General features: G+C 73.4%; 8 protein-coding genes. 5 read left to right on the plus strand and 3 right to left on the minus strand.

The annotated features are described in order from the left end of the window. Window positions 1-290: 290 nt before the first annotated feature. On the plus strand, window positions 291-1,238 hold the full coding sequence (locus ACIF6L_RS26240; RefSeq protein WP_359803826.1) for an ROK family protein: 948 nt from the start codon (window positions 291-293) through the stop codon (window positions 1,236-1,238). Beyond that, window positions 1,235-2,437, plus strand: coding sequence for an N-acetylglucosamine-6-phosphate deacetylase (gene nagA / locus ACIF6L_RS26245; RefSeq protein WP_329489139.1), 1,203 nt, complete (start codon window positions 1,235-1,237; stop codon window positions 2,435-2,437). The genes ACIF6L_RS26240 and nagA overlap by 4 nt, the downstream gene beginning before the upstream one ends. Window positions 2,438-2,504: 67 nt before the next feature. On the opposite strand, the gene ACIF6L_RS26250 is transcribed toward nagA, so the two are convergent. Next, entirely contained in the window at window positions 2,505-3,527 is a 1,023-nt protein-coding gene (locus ACIF6L_RS26250) for a hypothetical protein (protein ID WP_396488885.1), read from the minus strand. A gap of 162 nt (window positions 3,528-3,689) precedes the next feature. Continuing rightward, complete coding sequence (locus ACIF6L_RS26255) at window positions 3,690-5,489, minus strand: diguanylate cyclase domain-containing protein (RefSeq protein ID WP_396488886.1); 1,800 nt, start codon at window positions 5,487-5,489, stop codon at window positions 3,690-3,692. 367 nt (window positions 5,490-5,856) lie between these two features. Here ACIF6L_RS26255 and ACIF6L_RS26260 point away from each other — a divergent pair, with 367 nt between their 5' ends. Then, complete coding sequence (locus tag ACIF6L_RS26260) at window positions 5,857-6,384, plus strand: flavin reductase family protein (protein WP_359835509.1); 528 nt, start codon at window positions 5,857-5,859, stop codon at window positions 6,382-6,384. A 14-nt stretch (window positions 6,385-6,398) separates the two neighbouring features. Here the strand turns inward: ACIF6L_RS26260 and arfB are convergent, their stop codons facing one another. Further along, on the minus strand, window positions 6,399-6,830 hold the full coding sequence (gene arfB, locus ACIF6L_RS26265; RefSeq protein ID WP_329489135.1) for an alternative ribosome rescue aminoacyl-tRNA hydrolase ArfB: 432 nt from the start codon (window positions 6,828-6,830) through the stop codon (window positions 6,399-6,401). Window positions 6,831-6,922: 92 nt separating this feature from the next. Between arfB and ACIF6L_RS26270 the strand changes: the two genes are divergently transcribed. Together ACIF6L_RS26270 and ACIF6L_RS26275 are read left to right on the plus strand one after the other, a co-directional pair. Then, window positions 6,923-7,411 carry a hypothetical protein gene (locus tag ACIF6L_RS26270; RefSeq protein ID WP_359835506.1) on the plus strand — a complete coding sequence of 163 codons (489 nt, stop codon included), beginning with the start codon at window positions 6,923-6,925 and terminating at the stop codon, window positions 7,409-7,411. Between the two features lie 125 nt (window positions 7,412-7,536). Next, a complete protein-coding gene (locus tag ACIF6L_RS26275) occupies window positions 7,537-8,112 on the plus strand; it encodes a TerD family protein (protein WP_329489133.1) in 576 nt (191 codons plus the stop codon). The last annotated feature ends 177 nt before the right edge of the window (window positions 8,113-8,289 follow it).

The raw sequence follows: 8,289 nt of genomic DNA on the forward strand, positions 1-8,289 counted from the left end.
GTGAAAGGAAGCGGGGGGCCGGAGGGGGGAATCCGGCGGAGGGGAGGCGGCAACCCTGCCAAATGCGGTGCACAGTGGTCCACACCTGTGGGCCGTCCCCGCCGGGTAGTTATCGAAGTGCGGAGGTCATTGCACGATGCGCAATGAATCGGCGTGAAAACCGCCCTCTCCGGGCGGGCGCAAAGTGCCGCACACCACATGGTTCTGCGACAAAGCTCACCTACTTTGGACCAGACCAATCCGACAGCTGGACTAGACCTCTCCGACCCAGCCAAGGGAAACTGTCCTCCGTGAAGCACGTCATCGCACTCGATGTAGGCGGCACCGGCATGAAGGCCGCGCTGCTCGCCCAGGACGGCTCCGTGCTGTTCGAGGCACGCCGACCGACCGGGCGGGAGCACGGCACTGATGCCGTCGTCGCCGCCATCCTCGACTTCGCCGCCGACCTGGCGGACGAAGGTCGCAGCCGCTTCGGCGTCGCCCCGCTGGCGGCGGGCGTCGCCGTCCCGGGGACGATCGACGAGAAGAACGGCATCGCGGTCTTCTCCGCCAACCTCGGCTGGCGGGACCTCCCGATGCGCGAACTGCTGGGCGCGCGCCTGGCCGGGGCGGGCGGCACCGCGATGCCGGTCGCGCTCGGCCACGACGTGCGCTCCGGCGGGCTCGCCGAGGGCCGCCTCGGCGCCGGGCGGGGTGTGGAGCGCTTCCTGTTCGTCGCGCTGGGCACCGGGATCGCCGGCGCCATCGGCATCGGCGGCCGGATCGAGGCCGGCGCCCACGGCTACGGCGGCGAGATCGGCCACGTCGTGGTCCGCCCGGGCGGGCCGCGGTGCGGCTGCGGTGCCCGGGGCTGCCTGGAGACCCTCGCCTCCGCCTCCGCCGTCTCCCGGGCCTGGGCCGCGGCCAGCGGGGACCCCGACGCCGACGCGGCATCCTGCGCCGTCGCGGTGGACGCCGGGGACCCCCGCGCGGTCGCGGTCTGGCAGCACGCGGTGGATGCCCTCGCCGACGGCATCGTGCTCGCCCAGAGCCTGCTCGACCCGTCCACGGTGATCGTCGGCGGCGGCCTCGCCGAGGCCGGCGACACCCTCTTCACGCCCCTGCGCGCGGCGGTTTCCGAGCGGCTGACCTTCCAGATGCCCCCCGAGGTCGTACCCGCCATGCTCAAAGACACCGCCGCGTCCCTGGGCGCCGGCCTGCTCGCCTGGGATCTGCTCTCCATGGAGGTGACCGCGTGACCACCGCGCGAATCGAATCGGCGGCCCGGCCCGCGGGCATCGCCCTGGCCGGCGCCCGGCTGGTCCTGCCGGGCGGTGTCGTCGAGGGCGACCGGCTCACGGTCGAGGGCGACCGGATCGCCGGCATCACGGGCGGCGCGGCGCGGCCGGGCGATCTCGACCTGACCGGGTACACCGTCGTCCCCGGCTTCGTGGACCTGCACGTCCACGGCGGCGGCGGCGCCTCCTACGCCTCCGGGATCGCCGAGGAGGCCCTGCGGGCCGCCCGCGTCCACCTCGAACACGGCACCACCACCACGGTCGCCTCCACCGTCACCGGCGAGATCGACGAGGTCGCCCGCCAGGCCGGCGTGCTGTCCGAACTCGTCGAGGACGGCGTCCTGGCCGGCATCCACTTCGAGGGCCCGTTCATCTCCCACAACCGCTGCGGCGCGCACCGCCCCGACCTGCTGCGCGACCCGGACCCGGCGCTGGTCCGCAAGCTCGTCGACGCGGCTCGCGGCCACGCCAAGATGGTCACCCTCGCCCCCGAGCTGCCCGGCGGCCTGGAGTCGGTGCGGATGCTCGCCGACCTCGGCGTGATCGCCGCCGTCGGCCACACCGACTCGGACTACGCCAAGACCCTCGAAGCCGTCGACGCCGGCGCCACCGTCGCGACCCACCTGTTCAACGCCATGCCCGGCATCGCCCACCGCGCCCCGGGCCCGATCGTGGCGCTGCTGGAGGACGAGCGGGTCACCGTCGAGCTGATCAACGACGGCGTGCACCTGCACCCGTCCGTCCTCGACCTCGCCTACCGCACGGCCGGCGCCTCCCGGGTCGCGCTGATCACCGACGCCATGGGCGCCGCCGGGATGGGCGACGGCCTCTACCCCCTCGGCCCGCTCCAGGTCGAGGTCAAGGACGGCGTCGCGCGGCTGGTCGAGGGCGGCGCGATCGCCGGCTCGACGCTCACCCTGGACGTCGCGTTCAAGCGCTCCGTCACCGTCAACGGCCTCTCCCTGGCCGAGACCGTCGAATCGCTCAGCACCGTCCCGGCCCGCCTGCTCGGTCTCGCCGACTCGACCGGCTCGCTGGAGGCCGGCAAGAACGCCGACCTCGTCGTCCTCGACTCCGACGGCTACGACCTCGTCGCCGTCATGCGCCGGGGCGAGTGGATCACCGGCGGCGACACCTTCGCCGCCGTGCGGCCCGCCTGACACCGGACGCGCGACGGCCGCCCGCTCCCCCTCGGGAACGGGCGGCCGTTTCGCGTCCGCGCGCCGGTCAGCCGCCGTACGGCTCGACGGTCAGCTGGTCGATCAGCACCGGGCCGCCGCTCGGGTTCATGATGGCGACGGTGTTCGAGCCCGCCTGGAACTGCGGGAGTATGAACGTGGTGTACCAGGAGGACGCCGGGTCCTTGCCGGGCGAGTAGTTCTTGAGCGACAGCCCGCTCGGCCAGTCCTTGCCGTTGACCGCGGCCGAGGCCTTCACGTCGCTGCCCGCGTTGTTGAAGTGCACGGTCAGCTTGTACGTGCCGGCCGTGGCGATGTCGCCGGTCCAGCTCACGGTCGCACCCGGCTGGAGGGTCAGGTAGCTGCCGTCCGCCGACTTGGCGCCCTTGACGGTGTTGCCGGACGGGGCGTTCTGGCCCTGCAGCTGGCCCGCGTCGACGGTGGCCGGACCCGAGGTGGCGGTGGCGCCGGGCGAGGCCGTGCCGGAGGCGGACGGGCCGGCGGTGGTGGCGCTCGGGGCCGGCGGGGCCGTGGTCTGGGTGCCGCTCTTTCCGCTCTTGCCGCCGTCCGGATCTCCGGTGGAGAGCGCTATGCCCGCGCCGATCGCGATGGCCGCGACCACCGCCACCGCGCCGATCACCGCGCCCTTGCTCCTCCCGCTGCTCGCCCGCTCCTCACCCGGCTGCGGCCGGGAGCGCTCGGCGTACCGGGTCTGCTGGGTGGGCGCGTCGCCGCCGTACTCCAGGTGCTGCGCGGGCTGGTGCGGCACGGGCGGCTGGTGCTGCGTGGGCGCACCGCCGTACTCGGCCTGCTGCGGCGGGTACGGCTGCCCCTGCGGGTAGCCCTGCTGCGGCGGGTACGGCTGCTGGCGCTGCTGCCCGTACTGCGCACGGCCGACCGCCATCGGCCGGTTGTACGACGTACGGGGTACGCCCTGCTGCGGCTCGGCCGGCTGCGCGGCGCCGCCGCCGGCCGGACGGTAGAGGTAGCCGAAGGGATCGTCGTCCTGGGGGGCACCGCCCTCCGGGCCCTCGGGCACTCCGTTGCTGCCGGCGGTCGTCACGGTGGTCAACTCCCCATCGCGGTGGCGCCGCCGGACTTCCCTGCCGTCGGCGCACGTGGTGGTCGCTCGTACCCGGGAACCCTACCTGCCGCAGCCGATCCGCCGAAAAGACCCCTTGACAACCTGCGAGTAGCTTTCACCTCACCGCCACGGGACACCGGGCGCCCGGGCCTAACCCGCCCGGCGGTGGGAGCGTTCGCCCCGGGCCCCGCGCACCGCGCCGCCCCGGGCCCGCTTCTCGTCGTACATCCGCTCGTCGGCGGTGTGCAGCACCTCCTCGATGCTCATCCCGCAGCCGGCCCAGCCGACGCCGAGGCTGACCCCGACCCGCATCCCGCGGCCGTCGATCCGCATCGGCGGGATGATCGCGTTGCGCAGCCGGTGGGCGAGGTCCTTGGCCTCCTCGCGGCCGATGCCGTCGGCCAGCACCACGAACTCGTCGCCGCCGAGGCGCGCCACCGTGTCGCCCTCCCGGACGGCCTGGCTCAGCCGGCGGGCGACCTCGACCAGCACCGCGTCGCCCGCGTTGTGGCCGAACCGGTCGTTGATCGACTTGAAGCCGTCGAGGTCGCAGAAGAGCACCGCGAGCCCCTTGTCCGCCGCGGCCGCGCCGCCCGACCGGAACGGGCCCGACCAGACGTCCCCGCCCGGGCCGTGGTCGGCGGGGACCACCGCGTGCTCGTGCTCGCCGTAGCCGGCGGCCGCCACCGGGTAGCCGTCGGGCAGCCCGTAGCCGTGCGTCCCGCCGGTCCGCGGGTCGGCCCCGTCCAGCCCCTCGTAGGCGGCGTGCGCGCTGTAGGAGTCGACGGCGTAGCCGCCGTACGCCGGCGGGTACGCCCCCTCGCCGTGTCCGGCCGGGTGTCCGGCGACGGCGCCGACCGTCTGCGGTTCGTTGCAGAGCCGCCGACCCAGCCGGGCCTTCAGCTCGGCACCGTTCGGCAGCCCGGTGAGCGCGTCGTGGCTGGCCCGGTGGGCGAGCTGGAGCTCGTGGCGCTTGCGGTCCTCGATGTCCTCGACGTGGGTGAGCAGGAAGCTCGGGCCCTCGGCCGCGTCCGCGACGATCGAGTTGCGCAGGCACACCCACTGGTATCCGCCGTCCCGGCGGGACAGCCGCAGCTCGGCCCGGCCGCTCTCGGCACTGGTGCGCTCCAGCAGGGCCCGGTCGTCGGGGTGGACGAGGTCGGCGAAGCTCTGCTGGCGCAGCACCGCGCGGGGGCGGCCGAGCAGTCGACAGAGCGCGTCGTTGACCCTGGTCAGCTGGCCGCGCCCGGCGCCGTGCAGCTCGGTGATGGCCATCCCGCTGGGCGCGTACTCGAAGGCCTGGCGGAAGCTCTCCTCGCTGGCCCGCAGGGCCTGCTGCTCCTTCTCCAGGCGGGCCAGCGCGCGCTGCATCTCGGCCCGCAGCCGGGCGTTGCCGATCGCGATGGAGGCCTGCAGCGAGAACATCTCCAGCGCCTCGCGGGTCCAGGCCCCGGGTCGCTTGCCGCTGCGCGGGCGGTCCACCGAGAGCACGCCGAGCAGGTCGCCGCCGGCGCTGTACATCGGGGCGAGCAGCCCGTCCGCGGGGTGCCAGTCGTTGGCGTAGACGGGCATCGGGCCGTCACCGATCCAGCGCGGGATGTCGCTGGCCACGGCCCAGCCGCGGTCGTAGGGCAGGAAGCGCAGGGTGCCCCAGTGGTCGCTGACGCCGAGCAGCCGGTCCCAGGACTCGCGCGAGCCGACCTGGCCGAGCAGGACGGAGGGGCCGCCCATGGCGCTCTCCTCCAGCTCCCAGACGGCCGCCACCACGAGGTCGCCGTCCGGACGGACCAGGCTGACCGCCGCGGCGTCGAATCCGAGCCCGTGGACCGCACCCTCGACCACAGCCTGCAGCGTGCCCGCCAGGCTGCGGGCAGCGTTGAGGTCCGCCACGACCCGGTGCAAGGTGCGGAGGGTCGCGAGGCGGACGTACGGCTCCGACTCGGCTTCCATGCGGGGGCTCCCCGGCTGCTTCGGATAGTTCTTGAATGGTTATCGTCCGATTGCCAGAAGAACTGAATCACAGGGAGCACAGCGTTCGGCACGCTCGGTCAGCAATAGGCCACCACTTGTGACTTAAATCACACGACACTTATGCGCCCTTAATCAGCTCATCCGCCCCATAACGGGACATAAGGCTTTATAGGAACATTTCTGGTGGTCGGCCGCATTGCCCGTGCACTGAAGCCGCCTGCCGCCCGGCAGTCCCTCCACTTCACCCCTGAGGGTGAGCCTCGGCGCGGAACGTAACCTCTGCGCCGATGGTCCTACGACCACGGCCCGATGCCGTTTCGCGCGGCCGCCGACTACCGTGCGGTACGTGTACTCGGCTCCGCAGCCCGAAGCTGCCTCCCAAGCGACGCCCGACGAGTTCCGGGCGGCCCTCTCCCAGCTCGCCTCCGGCGTGAGCCTGGTGACCGTCCACGACCCGGAGGACGGCGAGGACGTCGGCATGACCGCCACGTCCTTCCTCTCCGTCTCGCTGGAACCGCCGCTGGTGCTGATCTCCGTCCGCGAGGACTCCCGGATGGACGAGGTGCTCTCCCGCGCCGACACCTGGGCGGTCTCCCTGCTCGCCGAGGAGCAGAAGGCGCTCGGCTCCCGGTTCGCCATGAAGGGCCGGCTCAGCGACCGGCTGCTGTTCGCCGACGCCCCGCACCACCGGGGCCGGCGCAGCGGAGCGCCGCTGATCGACGGCGCGCTCGCCACCGTGGAGTGCCGCACCGAGCAGCGGATAGCCGCCGGCGACCACACCCTGCTGCTCGGCCGCGTCCTGGAGGCCGCGGTACCGCACGCCGGCGGCCGCCCGCTGCTCTACTTCCACGGCGGCTACCGGCAGCTCGGCTGACCGCGGCCGACGCGCTACTCGCCCTTCGGCGAGCGCCGGCCCTGCTTCAGCTCGGCGCGGTGCCGCTTGTTGGTCAGCCGCCGCTCCACCATGCCCCGGCTGGGCTTCGTCGCCCGGCGGGCCTTCGGCGGCGGTGCGGTGGCCTCCCCCAGCAGGGACGCCAGCCGGGCTGCGGCGACCTCGCGGTTGCGCCACTGCGAGCGGTGCTCCGACGCGCGCACCACGAGCACCCGCCCGTCCACCAGCCGCCCCGCCAGCCGCTCCAGGGCGCGCTGCTTCCACACCTCGGGCAGCGCCGCGGAGGCGGCCAGGTCGTAGCGCAGCTCGACCTGGGTGTCGGAGGTGTTGACGTGCTGGCCACCGGGGCCGGAGGAACGGGAGAAGCGCCAGACGAGCTCGGCGTCGGGGACGACCACCGATCCCCGGACGCGAATGGGCTCGGGCATGCGCCCATCATCCCGTGCCCCGCGCCCCCGGTCACGCGGTTATCCGGTCACCCGGTTATCCGGGACCGCCCGCAGCCCCGACAATGGCGTACGTGATCGAGCTCGGCTACTCCCTCTCCAACCGCTTCCCCGACCCCCCGCAGACCGACTACCGCAGTGCCTCGGTGCACGCCCTGCGGTACGACCTCTTCTGCGGCGACGTCTACCTGGACGCCGACGGCTCGGAACTCTCCACCGCCTGGGGCTGGGTGCCGGTGCTGGACTTCGCCTGGGCGCTCTGCGACATCGTCGAGGAGCTGGACCGGGACCCGGACGGCGGCCGCGCCGCCCGGGTGCAGGCCTGCGACCTCGACTTCACCCAGAACACCGAGCTGCTGCGGTTCGCCCGCCGGTTCAACTGGGTCGAGGTGAGCGCCACCTGGCTGCCGGACGAGGCGCCCGCGGTGGTCCGCCACGGCGACCTGCGCCGCGAGGCCCGGGATTTCCTCCAGGACACGCTGGCCGATCTCTTCGACATGCACCCCGAGCTGGCCGACAATCCGAACATCTGGTCACTTCAGGGCCGCTTCCGCCGAATCTGAGCGAGCTCGGCCCCGGCCATTGCCCACCGGTCATCCGCTCCGAAGAATGTGTGCCGCGCGGCGTGGAACCAAGTCCACGGTCTCCCGCGTTATCCCGGCAAAGCAACGAAGGGACAGCAAACACCATGCCAGTGAGCCTCTCCAAGGGTGGCAACGTCTCGCTGACCAAGGAGGCCCCCGGCCTGTCCGCGGTCACCGTCGGTCTCGGCTGGGACGTCCGGACCACGACGGGCGCCGAGTTCGACCTCGACGCCAGCGCGATCGTGCTGAACGCCGACGGCAAGGTGCTGTCCAACAGCCACTTCGTCTTCTTCAACAACACCAGCACCCCGGACAGCACCGTCGTCCACACCGGTGACAACCGCACCGGCGAGGGCGCCGGCGACGACGAGGCGATCAACGTCAACCTCGCCGGCCTGCCGGCCGAGGCCGTCAAGATCACCTTCCCGGTCTCGATCTACGACGCGGTCGCCCGCTCGCAGAACTTCGGCCAGGTCCGCAACGCCTACATCCGCGTGATCAACGCGGCCGGCGGTGCCGAGATCGCCCGCTACGACCTCTCCGAGGACGCCGCCACCGAGACCGCCATGATCTTCGGCGAGCTCTACCGCAACGGTGCCGAGTGGAAGTTCCGCGCCGTCGGCCAGGGCTACGCCTCCGGCCTCGCGGGCATCGCCCAGGACTTCGGCGTCCAGCTCTGACGCCACGCTGAAGCGCCCGGCCTCCATCTCGGCGGCCGGGCGCTTCGCCGTTCCCGCGCCGCGCGCCACCCCGGAGGTGCGGCCACGAACGCCCCGGCGCGGGGCCCCCCCGGCCCGCCCGCCCCGGGGGGCGCGCGCGCGGGGGGGGGGGGGGGGGGGGGGGGGGGGGGGCCCCGG

This window comes from Kitasatospora sp. NPDC086009, assembly GCF_044540385.1.
GTDB lineage: Bacteria > Actinomycetota > Actinomycetes > Streptomycetales > Streptomycetaceae > Kitasatospora.